We start from the raw sequence: 670 nt of genomic DNA, 5'->3' as shown, positions 1-670 counted from the left end.
GGCTCAGACAGCCAGGATGTTGGCTTAGAAGCAGCCATCATTTAAAGAAAGCGTAATAGCTCACTGGTCGAGTCGGTCTGCGCGGAAGATTTAACGGGGCTAAGCTATACACCGAAGCTGCGGCAATGTGACTTGTCATATTGGGTAGGGGAGCGTTCTGTAAGCCGTTGAAGGTCAATCGTAAGGTTGGCTGGAGGTATCAGAAGTGCGAATGCTGACATGAGTAACGATAAAGGGAGTGAAAAACTCCCTCGCCGGAAGATCAAGGGTTCCTGTCCAACGTTAATCGGGGCAGGGTAAGTCGACCCCTAAGGCGAGGCCGAAAGGCGTAGTCGATGGGAAACGGGTTAATATTCCCGTACTGCTTATAACTGCGATGGGGGGACGGAGAAGGCTAGGTGGGCTTGGCGACGGTTGTCCAAGTTCAAGGGTGTAGGCTGTATTCTTAGGCAAATCCGGGAATACACTAGGCTGAGACCCGATGTCGAGTCACTACGGTGATGAAGCCATTGATGCCATACTTCCGGGAAAAGCCTCTAAGCGATAGGTTATAAGTAATCGTACTCCAAACCGACACAGGTGATCAGGTAGAGAATACCAAGGCGCTTGAGAGAACTCGGGTGAAGGAACTAGGCAAAATGGTACCGTAACTTCGGGAGAAGGTACGCTC

1 rRNA gene is annotated in these 670 nt (G+C 51.0%); it reads left to right on the top strand.

What is annotated here, in order from left to right:
- A 23S ribosomal RNA gene (locus C9J47_RS26880) occupies positions 1-670 on the top strand; the annotation flags it as partial.

It is taken from the genome of Photobacterium indicum, from assembly GCF_003026215.1.
GTDB classification, from domain to species: Bacteria; Pseudomonadota; Gammaproteobacteria; order Enterobacterales; family Vibrionaceae; genus Photobacterium; species Photobacterium indicum.
This window is presented reverse-complemented; position numbering and strand designations above follow the sequence as displayed.